Origin of the sequence: Curtobacterium sp. Leaf183 (assembly GCF_001424385.1) — a bacterium.
Taxonomy (GTDB): domain Bacteria; phylum Actinomycetota; class Actinomycetes; order Actinomycetales; family Microbacteriaceae; genus Curtobacterium.
The window spans coordinates 461,017-476,058 of the sequence record NZ_LMPO01000001.1; the positions used below are offsets into that span (position 1 = coordinate 461,017).

The following is a 15,042-nucleotide window of genomic DNA, read 5'->3' on the forward strand; positions in this document are numbered from 1 at the left end:
CGCACGAACGGTACGCTGGCAGCATGGCCCGCACCGACCTCGACCCGCTCGCCCTCGACCGACAGCTCTGCTTCGCGCTCGCGGCGACCAGCCGCAGCGTCATCGGGCTGTACCGCGACCTGCTCGAGCCGATGGGCCTGACGCACCCGCAGTACCTCGTGATGCTCGCACTCTGGGAGCACGACCCGCGCTCGGTCCGCGAGATCGCCAGCGAGCTGCGGCTGGACTCGGCGACGCTCAGCCCGCTGCTCAAGCGACTGGAAGCCTCCGGGTACGTGCGGCGGACGCGCAGCACCGCCGACGAACGGCAGCTCGAGGTGACGCTCACGACGGCAGGACGTGCCCTCCGGGACCGCGCCCGCACGGTGCCGGTGACGATCGCCGAGCGCCTCGGGTGGCCGCTGTCGCGCCTCGAGGCCCTGAAGGACGAGCTCACCGCGCTGCTGGAACTCGTCGACACGGTGTGACTCGTTCGTGCGACAATGGTGAGTGCACGAACGAAAAGGAGAACCGTGGGACGCTTCAGCCGGTGGTACGAGCGGTGGAACACGACGCTGATCGAGAAGATGGGGCCGTCGCAGATCGGTGCCGGGCACGCCGAGGGCCTCGACGACCGCACGGTCGACCGCGGTTGCCCGATCTGCCACCGGCCGCTGTCGCTGCACCAGGTGATCCGACCCGAGGGACAGGTGCGCTCCTCGACGCTGGTCTGCCCGCGCGACTGACCGGTCTCCGCACACACGGAATTGCACGCCGCAACGGTGCGTTCGCCCTGAGGTGAAGCTCTTCGAACCCACCTCCCTCGGCGCCCTGCAGCTGTCGAACCGCATCGTCATGGCCCCGCTCACCCGCACCCGCGCCGGCGAGCACGGCATCCCGAACGACCTGCTCGTCGAGCACTACCGCCAGCGCGCGGGGCTCGGCATGATCATCACCGAGGGCACCTGGCCCGTCCAGGAAGGCCGCTCCTACCCCGGCCAGCCCGGCATCGAGACGGACGAACAGATCGCCGGCTGGCGCCGCGTCGCCGACGCCGTGCACGCCGAGGGCGGCACCATCGTCATGCAGCTCATGCACGGTGGCCGCGTGTCGCACACGTCGATCTCCGCCACCCCGCGCATCGTCGGCCCGAGCGCCGTCGCCGCACCGGGACAGACCCACCTGGCCGATGGCTCGAAGGCGGACATGCCGGTCCCCCACGAGCTGACCACGGACGAGGTCGCCGAGGTCGTCCAGCAGTTCGCGCAGTCCGCACGCAACGCGATCGCCGCCGGGCTCGACGGGGTCGAGGTCCACGGTGCCAACGGGTACCTGGTACACGAGTTCATGTCCCCGGTGTCGAACACCCGCACCGACCAGTACGGCGGCTCCCCCGAGGCCCGCGCGCGCTTCGCCATCGAGGTCACGACCGCGGTCGCCGAGGCCGTCGGCGCGGACCGCACCGGCATCCGCCTGTCGCCGGAGCACGGCATCCAGGGCGTCATCGAGGACGACGCCGCAGACGTCCGCGCCACCTACACTGCCGTCGCCGAGGGTCTGGCACCGCTCGGCCTGGCGTTCATCGACGTCCTGCACGCCGAGCCGACCGGTGACCTCGTCCAGCACATCCGCCGCACCGCGGGCGCCCCGTTCGTCGTCAACTCGGGCTTCTCGTCGCTGACCACCCGCGACGAGGCCATCGCCCTGGTCGACGCCGACCAGGCGGACGCCGTGGCCGTCGGCCGGATGGCGATCGCCAACCCGGACCTCGCACACCGCTGGGAGCGCGACACGGAGCTCAACGAGCCCCGGCCGGAGCTGTTCTACGGGGCGAGCGCCGAGGGCTACACGGACTACCCGACGCTGGCCGAGGTGCGCGCGACAGCCTAGGACCACCGCCCACACGAGCGGGAGGCGCGATGCCGGCTGGCACCGCGCCTCCTGTCTGTCTGTCCGTCTCCTGCCCGCGGCCGACACCGCCCCTGACCGTCGCGGTGCCTGACCGTCGCGGTGCCCGACCGTCGCGGCGGGAACGCGAAAGGCCCCGATGCGGTGTGCATCGGGGCCTTCAGCGGTTCGGTGTCAGTCCGTCGTCCTGAATCGACGGTACTGTGCGCTCGAAGGGACTCGAACCCCCAACCTTCTGATCCGTAGTCAGATGCTCTATCCATTGAGCTACGAGCGCATGGCTGCCGAAGCGGCCGTGGAAGACTCTACAACAGGTGCAGCACGGAGCGCCAATCGAGCCGGGGTCGACGCCGCGGTCGGCGTGTCGCCCGGCTCGACGGGCGGTCAGACGGTGGCGAGCTCCTCGCCGAACACCTCGGCGAGGAACACCTCGAGCGCCTGCCACGAGCGGCGGTCGGCCCGGGCCTGGTACTGCGCGCCGTGGTCGGGTGCGTCCGTCTCCGGCACCGCGAAGGCGTGCATCGCCCCGGCGTACGTCACGACCTGCCAGTCGAGGTCGGGGACGGCGCGCATCTCGTCCTCCCACGCCTGGACCGCGTCATCGGGCACGACCGGGTCGACGGCACCGGTCATCACGAGCAGCTTCGCCCGGATCGCCGACGCGTCGGACGGGTCGTGGGCGATCAGCCCGCCGTGGAAGGACACCGCCCCGGCGAGGTCGGCACCGGTCCGGGCGAGTTCGAGCGCCGCGGAGCCGCCGAAGCAGTAGCCCATCACCACGATCCGGGAGTGGTCGACGTCGGGGTCGGCGCGGAGCCGGTCGAGGCCCGCCTGCACCCGGGCACGCATGAGCGGCAGGTCCTGGTAGTACGAGCCGGCGACCTGGCCGGCGGTGTCGTCGCCAGGTCGGACGCCCTCGCCGTACACGTCGGCGCCGAACGCCACGTACCCCAGGCGCGCGAGCATCGTCACGCGGGCCTCGACGTGCTCGTTCACGCCGTGCCAGTCGTGGATGACGAGCACGCCGGGCCGCGGACCCGACACGGCGGCGTCCTTGGCGAGGACCCCGAGGAGCGCGGTCCCGTCGTGGTCGTAGCGGACGGGCTCGACACGGATGTCGGCTCCGGCGGGTTCGGGGACGGTCTGCAGGACGTCGTCGATCGTGGTCATGTCCCGGACGCTACGCCCGCCGCCCCGGCCGTTGCCGGGGACGACGGGCCGGTGGCTCCGCAGGCACTCAGCAGTCGATGTTGTCCCAGCCGTCGGGCCCCTCGGACCCGGCGGCGTAGTCGTCCAGGTCGACCTTGCCGGCCTTCCACGCGGTCAGGAACGGCTCGACGACCTTCCAGCCCTGCACGGCGCTGTCCCCGCGGACCGAGAGCGTGGCGTCGCCTTCGAGCACGCCGGCCAGGACCTCGCCGTACGCGCTGAGCCGGCCGGGGTTGAACGTGGTCTCGAGCACGGTGTGGTCGATCGTGTAGGGGTCGCCCGGGCCGTTGACGTTGAGCTCGAGGTCCATCTTGTCCGGCGCGATCCAGATCCGGAGCCGGTCGGGACGCTGCACGCCGGTGAGCCCGTCGGGCACGTGCGGCGAGTCCTTGAACGTGATGACGATCTCGCGCCGCTGGGCACCGAGGGCCTTGCCGGACCGCAGCGTGAACGGCACGCCCGCCCAGCGCCAGTTCGCGATCTCGAGCTGGATCTGCGCCAGGGTCTCGGTGCCGATCGACGGGTCGACCCCGTCCTCGTCGACGTAGGAGGGCATCGAGCGGTCACCGACCGTGCCGGCGGTGTAGCGCGCACGCTTGCCGGCGGTGAGCGGGTCGCCGCCCCACGGCCGCACGGCGCGGAGCACGAGTTCCTTCTGGGTGCGCAGGTCGTCGGCGTCGATCGACGCGGGAGCTTCCATGGCGACGACGGCCATCACCTGCAGCAGGTGGCTCTGGATCATGTCGACCAGGGCGCCGGCCTTGTCGTAGTAGCGCGCACGGCCCTCGAGCCCGAGGGTCTCGTCGTAGACGATGTCGACGCGCTCGACGTGCGCGGACGACAGCAGCGGCTCGATGATGCGGTTCGCGAAGCGCAGCCCGAGCAGGTTGAGGACGGTGGCGCGGCCGAGGAAGTGGTCGACGCGGTGGATGCGCTCCTCGGGCAGGAACGACAGGAGCAGGGCGTTGAGGTGCTCGGCGCTGGCGACGTCGGTGCCGAAGGGCTTCTCGAGCGCCAGGCGGGTGCCGGTCGGCAGGTCCAGGTCCTTGAGGACGGCGCAGCTCTTCTCGGTGACGGCGGGCGGCAGCGCGAAGTACACGGCGGGGTCGTGGTGGCAGTCGGCCAGGAGTGCCCGCAGGTCGTCGGCGCTCGTGACGTCGGCCTTGCGGTACGACGAGGCGTCGATGACGTCCTGCAGGCGCTTCGGCAGCGGCTTCGACCCGGAGGCACCCTCGTCCTCTTCGTTCTTGGAGGCCTGTGCGTTCTCGAACGAGTCGTGAACCAGTTGCTTCCAGTCGGCGTCCGAGATGTCCTCGACGCCGGCACCGACGAGCTGGATGTCCCAGTCCTCCTTCACCTCCAGCAGGGTCGCGAGGCCCGGCAGCAGCAGGCGCTTGGAGAGGTCGCCGCTGGCGCCGAGGATGAGCAGGGTGGTCTGGAGGCTCGCCATGCCCCCGACCGTACCCACCGGTTCCGGTGCACGGACGGGTGGTTCCAATACTGTGGAGACCTGCACCGGCGCGAGGGAGCACCATGGCGACTGAGGACACCGGACGACGACTGCGCGTGGTCGTGGTCGGCACGGGGATGATCGCGGCCGTGCACGTGCGCGCCGCGAAGGCGGCCGGGGCCGATGTGCTCGGGGTGCTCGGCCGGAACGCGGCGCGCTCGACCCAGGTCGCCGCGCAGCTCGACGTCCCGCGTGGCTACGCCTCGCTGGACGAGGTCATCGCCGACGCGCCGGACGTCGTGCACGTCTGCACGCCGAACGACCAGCACCACCCGCAGGCGCTCGCCGTCATCCGCGCGGGCATCAACGTGGTGTGCGAGAAGCCCCTCGCGGTGTCGAGCGCACAGGCCCTCGAGCTCGAGCGCGCCGCCGCGGAGGCCGGTGTCGTCGCGACCGTGCCGTTCGTCTACCGCTTCCACCCGATGGTGCGCGAGGTCCGCGCGAAGATCGCCGACGGCGACCTCGGTCGGGTCCTCGCGGTCCACGGCCACTACCTGCAGGACTGGATGCTCGACGAGGACTCGTCGTCCTGGCGGGTCGACGCCGGCTCCGGCGGACTGTCCCGCGCCTTCGCGGACATCGGGTCGCACTGGTGCGACCTGGTCGAGTTCGTCACCGGCGAGCGCTTCGCGACCGTCAGTGCTGCGACCGACATCGTCTACCCGACACGACCAGCAGCATCGGGTCCGTCGTTCTCCGGGTCGCCGGACCCGGACCCGATCGCCGACGCAGGCACCCGCGCCGAGGTGACGACCGAGGACACCGCGGTCGCGACCTTCCGCACCGGGAGCGGTCGCATCGGCAACGTCGTCATCTCGCAGGTCGCCGCGGGTCGCAAGAACCGGCTGTGGTTCGAGGTCGACGGCACACGGGGGTCCGCCGCGTTCGACCAGGAGCAGCCCGAGTCCGCGTGGTTCGGCACCGAGACCGGGGCGCAGATCCTGGTCCGCGACCCGTCGCAGGGCTCCCCCGACCAGCGCCGCCTGGCGATCGTGCCGTCCGGGCACCCACAGGGGTACCTCGACGCCTTCGCGGCCTTCGTCGCCGACACCTACACCGCGGTCCGGACCGGGGTGGCGCCCGACGGCCTGCCGACCTTCGCCGACGGCGCCCGCTCCGCGCAGGTGATCGACGCCGTCGTCGCCAGCGCGGCCGACGGCCGCTGGGGCGCGATCGGCTGACACCGGTGTCACGGCCGGCGGTGGGCACCAGCCAGGAGGCCCGGCTCGGGTGACCGACGTCGGTCACGTCTGCCGGGCCTCCAGTCCGGACATGTGAACAGCGTGTGACGTTCGCCCCGCGAGCCTGGCGGGTTGTCTGTGGATCCTCGTAGGTTCGACGCCGATGAACACGAAACCGACCTCCCGACGGCGCGGCATCGCAGCCGGTACAGCCCTGGCCACCGCCGGCGTCCTCGTCGCCCTGTCCGTCCCCTCCGCCGCCGTCGCGGCCCCGGGCGACACGACGATCGACATCTACGACGTCAACGACTTCCACGGGCGCATCGCCCAGTCCCTCAGCACGCCGACGCCGCGCGCCGGGGACGCCGCGGGCGCAGCGGTGCTCGCCGGGGCGCTCGACCAACTGCGCGGTGACGACCCCTCGACCTCGGCGTTCGTCAGCGCCGGCGACAACATCGGCGCCTCGACGTTCGAGTCCTTCATCCAGCAGGACCAGCCCACGATCGACGTCCTCAACCAGATGGACCTGTCCGTCAGCGCGATCGGCAACCACGAGCTCGACCGCGGCCGCGCCGACCTGCAGGACCGGGTGATCGGGCCGGACGACGCCCGCAACGCGCAGTGGGACTACGTCTCCGCCAACGTCATCGACGCGACGACGGGCCAGCCCGCGTTCGACCCGTACTCGATCCAGCAGATCAGCGGCAAGCGCGTCGGCTTCATCGGCGCGACGGTGGACCTGACCGGGCTCGTCAGCCCCGACGGCATCTCCACGCTCCGCATGGCGGACATCACCACCTCGGTCAACGCGGTCGCCGCGGACCTGCAGGACGGGGACGAGTCGAACGGCGAGGCCGACGTGCTCGTGCTGCTCGTGCACGACGGCGCCGAGACCTCGGCCCCGAGTGACCTCGACAACGACACCGCGTTCGCGAAGGCCGTGCACGGGGTGACCCCGAAGGTGTCCGCGATCCTGTCCGGCCACACCCACCAGACCTACGTGCACAACGTCGTTCCCGATGGTGGCACGGTCCCCCGCCCGGTGGTCCAGACCGGGTCGTACGGCTTCAACCTCGGTCACCTGCAGCTCACGGTGGCAGCGGACGGCACGGTCGGCGCGACCGCCGAGAACATCTCGCTGGTCGACGGCACCTTCGCGCCGGACGCCCAGGTCGCCGCGACGGTCTCCGCCGCGGTCGCCGAGGCCGACGTGCGCGGAGCGAAGGTGATCGGCGAGACCGACGTCGACATGCGCCGCGCGGTGCAGACCGACGGCAGCGAGAACCGCGGTGGCGAGTCCACGCTCGGCAACTTCGTCGCCGAGGTGCAGCGCAGCGCGACCGAGGAGCGCCAGGGTGCGCAGATCGCGTTCATGAACCCGGGCGGTCTGCGTGCGGACCTGGCCGGCGGCGACGTGACCTACAAGGAAGCCGCGGTCGTCCAGCCCTTCGCCAACACCCTGGTCGTGCTCGACCTGACCGGGGCCCAGGTCAAGCAGGCGCTCGAGCAGCAGTGGCAGCCGTCCACGGCGAGCCGGCCGTTCCTGAAGCTCGGCGTCTCCGAGGGCTTCTCGTACGCCTACGACCCGGAGGCCGCTGCCGGTTCGCGGATCACGTCCATGACGCTCGACGGCACCCCGATCGACCCCGGCACGACGTACAAGGTCACCGTCAACTCCTTCCTGGCGTCGGGCGGCGACAACTTCACCGCGTTCGCCGGTGCGGCAGCCAAGCAGGACAGCGGCAAGGTCGACCTCGAGGCCCAGGTCGAGTACTTCGAGGCGAACCCGGACGTCACCGTCGCCGACGACCAGCGCTCGATCGGCGTCACGGTCACGCCCACGCCCGAGGGCGGCTTCCAGCCCAGCGACGACGTCGCCCTGCAGCTGTCGTCGCTCGTCTTCAGCAGCGCACCCGACCAGCCCACCACGGTGTCGGTCAGCGCCGGCGACCAGGTGCTCGCCACGGGGGACATCGACCCGACGGTCGTCGACACGACCGACGAACAGGGCACGGCCTCGCTGGCGTTCACCGTCCCCACCGCCGCGGACGCTCCGACGAGCCGTGCGGCGACCACCGACGAGCCCCTCGTCATCACCGTGGGCGCGACGCGGATCGTCCTCCCCGTGACCGTCCCGCTCGCCGCGGCGGTCGACCCGGGCACCGACCCGACGGACCCGTCCGACCCCGGCACCGACCCGGGCACCGATCCCGTCGCGGGTGACGGCGGCACCGGAACGGGCTCAGGCACCGGCAGCGTCGTCGGCGCGGGCACGGGCGGCTCGGCCGTCCGCGGCTCCGGCGACCTGGCGTACACGGGTGCCGAACTGGCTGCTCCGGCCGTCATCGCCGGGCTGCTCCTGCTCGCCGGGATCACGGCGATGGTGGCGGCTCGTCGCAGGCGCACGCGGGCCTGACGGCCTGATCCGCGCGCCGGACGCCCCCGAGTCATGCGGCACGGGGGCGTCCGTCATGTCCGGGAACCTGGACGTCCGCTCCGGGCGTAGCCAGTCGGCGTCGATCGCCTGTCGTTCCCCGGGAACGGCGGGTAACCTCAGGCCTGTCGCCCCGCGACGCGCCACGCTGGGTCGCCTCTCTTCGCGAGCGGTGGTTCCGTTTCGCGTGACTCCGTGGCGCGGGTGTCCTCCGTCTCCAGGGAAACGGCGGAGGACACCCACCTCAGGGCCCTGCTCGAGCATGCCCCGCCCGAGAACCCTGCCCCGCCCGAGGTTCCGAAATTCTGGCATCTCGAGCGTCTACTCCGGTGAACTGCGGTACCTCGACGAACCTGAGCGGACTGTCGCGCAACCAGGGCGGAGCCGTGCAGTACAGCTTTCCGGACGTCCGCCGCCGGCACGGAGGCCGCGGGCACGACCTGCACCGAGCCTCCAGTCCGCCCTGCATCCAGCCACGACCCCTCACAGGTGACCCACCTGAGTCTTCGGAGTTCCGTAATTCCGGCATCTGACGGCTGCGGACCGGACGCTCGCCGCAGCTCGACGAACCTGAGCGGCGAGTTGTGCGACCTCGACGCACCGGTCGACGCCGACACTGCGCCGGTCGCCGCAGGCTCGTCGCCGATCGGCGCCAGCACGTTGCCGATCGCCCGGTCGCCCGCGCGGAGCGCCCCGCCAGCGCGCTACCGGAAGAGCTGCTCGCCGATGTAGGAGCCCGCGCGGGGCGCCGGCGGCACGGCGAACACCGCCGACCCGATGTGGGCGATGTACTCGTTGAGCCGGTCGACCGCACCCAGGCGCCGCTGGATCCGGGTGAAGTGCTCCGGGTCGGTCATGTACGCGGCGAAGAACAGCCCCGCGTCGAGCTGCCCGTACTGGTTCAGCCCGTCCGTGTAGTTGTACCCGCGCCGCAGGATCTTCACGCCGCCGTTGTTCTCGTGCGCGGCGAGGGCCACGTGCGAGCGCGCGTCGATCGCCGTGCCGCCGTCCGACTCCCCGGAACCTGCCGCCGCGCGGGCGTGGAAGTCGGGCGTCGTGTGCTCCGACCCGCCGGAGAGCGGCGCGCCCTCGACCTTCGTCCGGCCGAACACCCGCTGCTGGTCGCTAACGACGTCGGCGTCCCAGATCTCGATGTTCATCTGGACCTTCCGCACCACCTGGTACGTCCCGCCGGCCATCCACCCGGCGTCGTCCCCGAGCCAGACGAACCGGTCGTAGTCCTCGTCCGTCGTGATGTTGCGCGTGCCGTCCTTGAAGCCCATCAGGTTGCGCGGTGTCGTCTGCGACGGGCCGGCCGACGCCCGGCCGAACCCGAGCACGGTCCACCGCACGGTCGCGGTGCCCCGGGCGATGCGGGCCAGGTCGCGCACCGCGTGGTACGCCACCTGGGGGTCGTCGGCGCACGCCTGCAGGGACAGGTCCCCGCCGGTCAGGCCGTCCTGCAGCCGGTCACTCGGCAGCGCGGGGATGTCCTGCAGCTGCGCCGGTCGGTGCGCAGCCAGGCCGAAGCGCTCGTCGAACACCCCGGGGCCGAGGCCGACCGTGACGGTGAGCGAGGCCGGGCCGAGGTCGAGCGCCTCGCCGGTGTCCGCACCGACGCCGTTGCCGTGCGCGGGTTCGACGGAACCGACGGTCTTGCCGGCCTGCAGCTGTGCGATCGACGCCGACCACCGCGCGAGCAGCACCTGCAGGTCGCTCGTCACCGAGGACGACAGGTCGAAGGTCATGAACACGCAGTACCGCTGCGGCTCGGTGCGGATCCCGCCCTGCGGCTGCCGTGCGGCGGTCGCGTAGAACGGGTGGCTCAGCGACAGGTCGATGGACTCGTCGCCGTTGGCAGCGGCGGTGAACGGGTCGACCCCGGTGGCCGCGGTGGCTCCGGCGACGCCCGCGACCGCGCCGACGCCGGCACCGGCCGCCGCGAGCCCTGCGCCGAGCAGACCGCGCCTGGAGACCCCGGTCACGCGGTCGCGACCTTCTCGGCCAGGCGCGACAGCGGGTCCTGCAGTGCCTGCACGCGCTGGGAGATCTCGTTGGCGTGCGCGGACTTGGTGGCGTCGGTCCAGCTGTCGAAGCCGCCCAGGTCGCTGGCGTTCCGGAAGCCGTCCATCATCGTGTTCGTCTGGTCGAACTGCGTGCTGATCTGCTTCGTCAGGGTCGGGTCGAGCTTCGTCAGGCCCGGCTTGAGGTAGGCGAAGGCCTGGCGGGCGCCCTCGACGTTCGCGGCCAGGTCGACCAGGTCGATGTGGCTGTAGGCCTCTTCCTCGCCCGAGATCTTGTTCGACTGCACCTCTTCGAGCAGCCCGGCGGCGCCGTTCGCCAGGTCCTCGGGCTGGTAGTCGAGCGTCGGGACGAGCTTCGCGAGCAGCTCCACGTTCGTCGTCAGGTCCGAGGCGGTCTTCTTCGTGTCGTCCGTGATCGCCCCGTTGGCGAACAGGTCCCGCTCGACGGCGTGGAACCCGCTCCACCCGACGGCCGGGTCGAGGTTCGACGCGCGCATGTCGATCAGGTAGTCGAGGTTGCCGGCGTTGTCCGTTGCCTTGTGGCCCTTCTTGACGAACCCGTCGACGTCGCTCTCGACGTGCTCGTAGTAGGGGCGGGCCTCGGCGTAGTCCTGCTTCGCCGCGTCGAGGTCCCCCGCCTCGACGTGGGTCTGCAGCTGCTTGACCGCGGTCACCATGTCGCTGACCTGGGCGTCGACGTAGTCCGCGTACCCGGTGGCGCCCTGCTTCAGGAGGGTCGCGGCGCTGCTGTTCGCGGTCGAGGCGACCTTGCCGGTCACGGTGAAGTCGGTGAGCTCGGTGTCGGCGCCGGGGCAGTACACCTGGTACTTGCCGCCGCCGAGGGTGCTGGTGAACGAGACCGCGGCCAGGCCCGGTGCGAGGTTCTCCTTCTCGCCGAAGATCCGCTGGTCCTGCAGCAGCTCGACCTCGGTGATCGCGGTCGAGGACTCGTTCTTGACCGTGAAGGTGACGGGGCCGGCCGGGACCTTCGTGGTGGACACGGCGCACTTGTCCGAGCCGTCGTTCGTCAGCGTGATCGCGACGCGGGCGACCTTGCCCGAGGCCGACGGGTCGTCCGTCGCCGAGGACGGGTTCGCGGCGCAGCCGGTCAGGGCCAGCGCGGTCACGACGCCGATCGCGCCCAGGATGGTGAGGGGTCGGACGGTCTGCTCAACGAACGGCATGGGCGGTGCTCCTTGTCGGGTCCCCGGCGGGTGGTCCGCGGGCGGGGACGGGTACGGGGTCGTGGTGCGCGGGTGCCGCCAGACGGCGACGGTCGCGCAGGGCGAGGCCGAGCTGCGCCGCTGCAGCGACACCCAGGGCGATCGGCAGCCAGGCGCTCCAGAGCGCGAGTTCGGCGGAGCGGGTCTCGGCTGCGGCCACCGCGGTGGCCGTGCGCTGCACGCGGGCGGTTGGCACCGCGAAGGCGGTGCGGTCGATCGACGTGGTGCGTGCGGACGGGAGGCCCCCACCACGCAGCGTCAGCACCGAGCGCTGGGTGCTGGTCGCGTCCAGGACCCCGCCATCGACCGACCAGAGGGTGGTGGTCGTCGAGACGGACCAGGTGGCCCGGAACGGGCCGGGGTTCGTGGAGGGCGAGATGCCGACGGGCACGCGGCCGAAGACCCCGACCAGGTCGTCGAGCGTCAGCGAGGCTGGCTGGCCGTCGGCCCCGTCGTCGGTGGTGGACCGCCACCGGTCCGCGGTGACCCCGGCGCGCGTGACGGACCGGTGGGTCGACGCCGGGAAGTCGACACGGGCCTCCCGTCCGTGTCCGCGGGTGCGGAGGATCGCAGCCTGCCCGTGCACCTCGGCCGACACCGAGGTCTGGTCACCGGTCGCCGACACGGTCGACGGGACGTGGACGCCGCCTGTCGGGACGGCGAGCGCCAGCACGGCTGCTGCGACGGCGAGGACGGCTGCGATGCTCCCGCGGACCACGGGGACGCGTGCCGGAGCCGGTCGCCAGGCTCGGGGCCAGAGCGAGATCGCCAGGACGGGCACGACGTAGAGGACCCAGCCGAGGACCTCGATCACGCGGGGGTCCGGCGGGATGCCGAGCACGCCGGTGACCAGGGCGCCCTGCACCGAGCCGTTCGGGGCGAGCCAGCTCAGGTCGACGGTGCGCTGCTGGCCGATGACGACCCAGCCGGCCTCGTGGGCGCGGCGGAGGACGGTCAGGACCAGGCCGCCGGCGACGAAGACCAGGAAGACGCCGGTCCCGGTGAAGAACTTCGCCAGGTTCATCCGCACGCCACCGGTGTAGATGCCGTACCCGACGGCGACCGCGGCGGCGATGCCCACGACGGCGCCGAGGGCCGCGAGCCCGGTGTCGCTCGACGCCTGGAACGTGGCGAGCAGGAAGACCGAGGTCTCGAAGCCCTCCTTGAGCACCGCCAGGAACGCCATCCCCGCCAGGGCCCAGGCGGTCCCGCGGCCGAGCGCCTCGGTCGCACTCGCCTCGAGCTCCTTCGTCAGGTGCCGCGCGTGCGTGCGCATCCAGACGATCATGCCCGTGACGAAGACGACCGCGACGATGCCGATGACCGCCTCCATGCCCTCCTGCTGCGCCTGGGGCAGGGCCTGTTCGACGACCTGCAGGCCGAAGCCGACCGCGATGCTCAGCGCGACCGCGATGCCGACCCCGAGCCACATCGGCGCGAGCGGGACACGGTTGCGGCGCAGGAACGCGGCGATGATGCCGACGATGAGCGTGGCTTCAAGGCCTTCACGGAGACCGATGACGAGGGTGGCGAGCATGACGTAGGCAAGGCTAGCCTTACTTCCGGGCTCCCGTCGAGCACGGCGGCGTGGGGTTTGATGGTTCTCATGAACCTGCTCTCGGCGGACGGACTCGCCGCCGTCACGAACGTGCTCGATCTGGCCGGGGTCTTCGCGTCCGCGCTGCTCGGGGGCGCCGTGGCTCGGTCGATGGACTTCGACCTCTTCGGGTTCCTGGTCGTCGGGTTCGTCTCGGGGCTCGGCGGCGGGATGCTCCGCGACGTGCTGCTGCAGAACGGGCCGCCCGTCGCGCTGACCGATCCGCTGTACGTACCGGTCGCGGTCGCGGGAGCGCTCATCGCCTTCCTCGTGTCGTTCTCCGAGCGCGGCTGGGACCGCCTGTTCACGTTCCTCGACGCCGCCGTCATCGGGTTCTGGGCGGTGGTCGGGGTCCAGCGCACCTTCGACGCCGGGCTCGAGTGGCCCGCGGCGATCATCATGGGGACGATCACGGCCGTGGGCGGGGGTGTCGGCCGTGACCTGCTGCTCCGACGCGTCCCGGCGGTGTTCGGCGGCAACGCGCTCTACGCGTCGGTGGCCGTGGCCGCCTCGGCGGTGATGGTCATCGCATCCGCGCTCGGTTCGCCCACGATCGGGATCGTCGCCGCGGTGGTGCTCTCGCTCCTGCTGCGCTGGGGTGCCGTGCGGTGGGGCTGGGGCCTCCCGAACGGCCGCGAGTGGCAGCCGCAGTCGACGCTCGCCTCGCTGCTGCGACGGGGACGGGGACTGCGTCCGGACCCCGTCCGGCTGCTCCGACGCCCCGGACGTCGGCCCGGCACCCGCAGCGTGCACACCGACGACGACCACTGACGCGCCCGGACATTGTCCCGATCGCGTCGACCGGCTTCCCCGGGTCGGACGCGACGCCTATCATCGAGACCGCCGGGTATCGAGTACCCGGCGAACCTCATCCCGGCGTTGTCCCGCACGGCGTGTTCCGCACTCCGTGGGCCCGGCGCGACACCGACGCGACCCGAATGCGGCGGTACCGGTCGGAGCGACGCGGGATGTGCAGCCACCGGGGGCTCCACCGCTCCGCGCGGGGTCAGACGCGCGGTGCGGCAGGCCCCCGGGCCGCACCGCACTGACGACGAGTGGGACCAGCGCCCACCACACCTGCCCCACCGCTCGGCGGGGCACTCATCTGAACCAGGACCAGATGCGCGACGCCGATGTCCCCGACGACTGCCCGATGACCGAGGCGGACCCGTCCGGTGCGGGCTCGTCCGGTGCGGGCTCGTCCGGTGCGGGCTCGTCCGGTGCGGGCTCGGCCCCGTCCGGGTCGACTGTGACGGGCCCCACCCGGACGCCGCGTGCCGAGGTCCGGGAGCGGCTGCTGAGCGCTGGCGCCGCGGTCTTCGCCGAACACGGTGTGCACGAGGCCCGCCTCGACGACGTCGCCGCGCACGCGGGCTTCAGCAAGGGTGCGGTCTACTCGAACTTCTCGTCGAAGGAGGACCTCCTCGCGCAGGTCATGCAGCGCGCGACGAACCTGGTGCTCGGCTCGCTCGACGACCTGGTCAGCGAGGACGTCGCCGCGACCGAGATCGGTGACGTCGTCCGCACGGCGTTCGGGCGGCACGACCAGAGCGAGCAGTTCGCCCTGCTGTCCGAGTTCCGCGGGTACGCCATCCGGCACCCGGAGTTCCTGCCCGAGTTCGTCCGGCAGCGTCGCGTGCTGCAAGACGGCGTCGCGCGGCTCGTGCACCTGTGGTTCGGCGCGCACCCCGAGGTCGATCCGGGCATGCCGCTCGACGTGCTCTCGGAGGCGCTCATCGCTGCGAACGTCGGTCTCGTGTTCGATGCGCCCGCGCTCGACGGGACGGACCCGGGCGAGGTCGTCGCCACCCTGGTCGAGGCGGTCATCCGCCGACGCTGACGCGCGGGCGCTGCCGCTGCGGGCGCTGGCGCCGCGGGCGCTCGGTGCGAGGTTGACCGCCCCGTGAGGGGCATCAGCCTCGCACCACCCGGTCAGCGGCGCACGGACGTGCTCCCTCGCACGGTGCTCCCTCGCAC

At 72.1% G+C, this 15,042-nt stretch carries 12 protein-coding genes and 1 tRNA gene; 7 read left to right on the forward strand and 6 right to left on the reverse strand.

Features of this window, described 5'->3' with window-relative positions:
- Positions 1-23 precede the first annotated feature (23 nt).
- From ASG04_RS02165 to ASG04_RS02175, 3 genes are read left to right on the forward strand one after another with little or no spacing between them, the layout of a single operon-like run.
- Positions 24-467 carry a MarR family winged helix-turn-helix transcriptional regulator gene (locus ASG04_RS02165; protein WP_056120215.1) on the forward strand — a complete coding sequence of 148 codons (444 nt, stop codon included), beginning with the start codon at positions 24-26 and terminating at the stop codon, positions 465-467.
- Between the two features lie 45 nt (positions 468-512).
- The gene (locus ASG04_RS02170; protein ID WP_181436922.1) at positions 513-725 is read left to right on the forward strand and encodes a hypothetical protein; all 213 of its coding nucleotides are present in this window, start codon (positions 513-515) and stop codon (positions 723-725) included.
- 52 nt (positions 726-777) lie between these two features.
- Positions 778-1,869 carry an alkene reductase gene (locus ASG04_RS02175; RefSeq protein WP_056119530.1) on the forward strand — a complete coding sequence of 364 codons (1,092 nt, stop codon included), beginning with the start codon at positions 778-780 and terminating at the stop codon, positions 1,867-1,869.
- Positions 1,870-2,091: 222 nt separating this feature from the next.
- Here the strand turns inward: ASG04_RS02175 and ASG04_RS02180 are convergent.
- The 3 genes from ASG04_RS02180 to ASG04_RS02190 all read right to left on the reverse strand — a co-directional run bounded on the left by ASG04_RS02180 (position 2,092) and on the right by ASG04_RS02190 (position 4,546).
- Positions 2,092-2,164 (reverse strand) — tRNA-Arg (locus tag ASG04_RS02180).
- A gap of 107 nt (positions 2,165-2,271) precedes the next feature.
- A complete protein-coding gene (locus tag ASG04_RS02185; RefSeq protein ID WP_056119533.1) occupies positions 2,272-3,057 on the reverse strand; it encodes a dienelactone hydrolase family protein in 786 nt (261 codons plus the stop codon).
- Between the two features lie 67 nt (positions 3,058-3,124).
- On the reverse strand, positions 3,125-4,546 hold the full coding sequence (locus ASG04_RS02190; protein ID WP_056119536.1) for a glucose-6-phosphate dehydrogenase: 1,422 nt from the start codon (positions 4,544-4,546) through the stop codon (positions 3,125-3,127).
- An 83-nt stretch (positions 4,547-4,629) separates the two neighbouring features.
- On the opposite strand from ASG04_RS02190, the gene ASG04_RS02195 reads away from it, so the two are divergent.
- Together ASG04_RS02195 and ASG04_RS02200 are read left to right on the forward strand one after the other, a co-directional pair.
- Positions 4,630-5,787: a Gfo/Idh/MocA family protein gene (locus ASG04_RS02195; protein ID WP_056119539.1), complete on the forward strand. Its 1,158-nt coding sequence runs from the start codon at positions 4,630-4,632 to the stop codon at positions 5,785-5,787.
- A gap of 163 nt (positions 5,788-5,950) precedes the next feature.
- The gene (locus ASG04_RS02200; RefSeq protein ID WP_056119541.1) at positions 5,951-8,203 is read left to right on the forward strand and encodes a bifunctional metallophosphatase/5'-nucleotidase; all 2,253 of its coding nucleotides are present in this window, start codon (positions 5,951-5,953) and stop codon (positions 8,201-8,203) included.
- Between the two features lie 722 nt (positions 8,204-8,925).
- Here the strand turns inward: ASG04_RS02200 and ASG04_RS02205 are convergent.
- The 3 genes from ASG04_RS02205 to efeU are packed head-to-tail and all read right to left on the reverse strand — an operon-like array spanning position 8,926 to position 13,005.
- The gene (locus tag ASG04_RS02205; protein ID WP_056119544.1) at positions 8,926-10,206 is read right to left on the reverse strand and encodes a Dyp-type peroxidase; all 1,281 of its coding nucleotides are present in this window, start codon (positions 10,204-10,206) and stop codon (positions 8,926-8,928) included.
- The gene (gene efeO / locus ASG04_RS02210) at positions 10,203-11,429 is read right to left on the reverse strand and encodes an iron uptake system protein EfeO (protein WP_056119547.1); all 1,227 of its coding nucleotides are present in this window, start codon (positions 11,427-11,429) and stop codon (positions 10,203-10,205) included. Before efeO ends, ASG04_RS02205 begins: the two co-directional genes overlap by 4 nt.
- Positions 11,416-13,005: an iron uptake transporter permease EfeU gene (gene efeU / locus ASG04_RS02215; protein ID WP_056119549.1), complete on the reverse strand. Its 1,590-nt coding sequence runs from the start codon at positions 13,003-13,005 to the stop codon at positions 11,416-11,418. Before efeU ends, efeO begins: the two co-directional genes overlap by 14 nt.
- A gap of 69 nt (positions 13,006-13,074) precedes the next feature.
- Between efeU and ASG04_RS02220 the strand changes: the two genes are divergently transcribed.
- Together ASG04_RS02220 and ASG04_RS02225 are read left to right on the forward strand one after the other, a co-directional pair.
- A complete protein-coding gene (locus ASG04_RS02220; protein WP_056119552.1) occupies positions 13,075-13,836 on the forward strand; it encodes a trimeric intracellular cation channel family protein in 762 nt (253 codons plus the stop codon).
- A gap of 349 nt (positions 13,837-14,185) precedes the next feature.
- Complete coding sequence (locus ASG04_RS02225) at positions 14,186-14,905, forward strand: TetR/AcrR family transcriptional regulator (protein WP_056119555.1); 720 nt, start codon at positions 14,186-14,188, stop codon at positions 14,903-14,905.
- Positions 14,906-15,042: the final 137 nt, after the last annotated feature.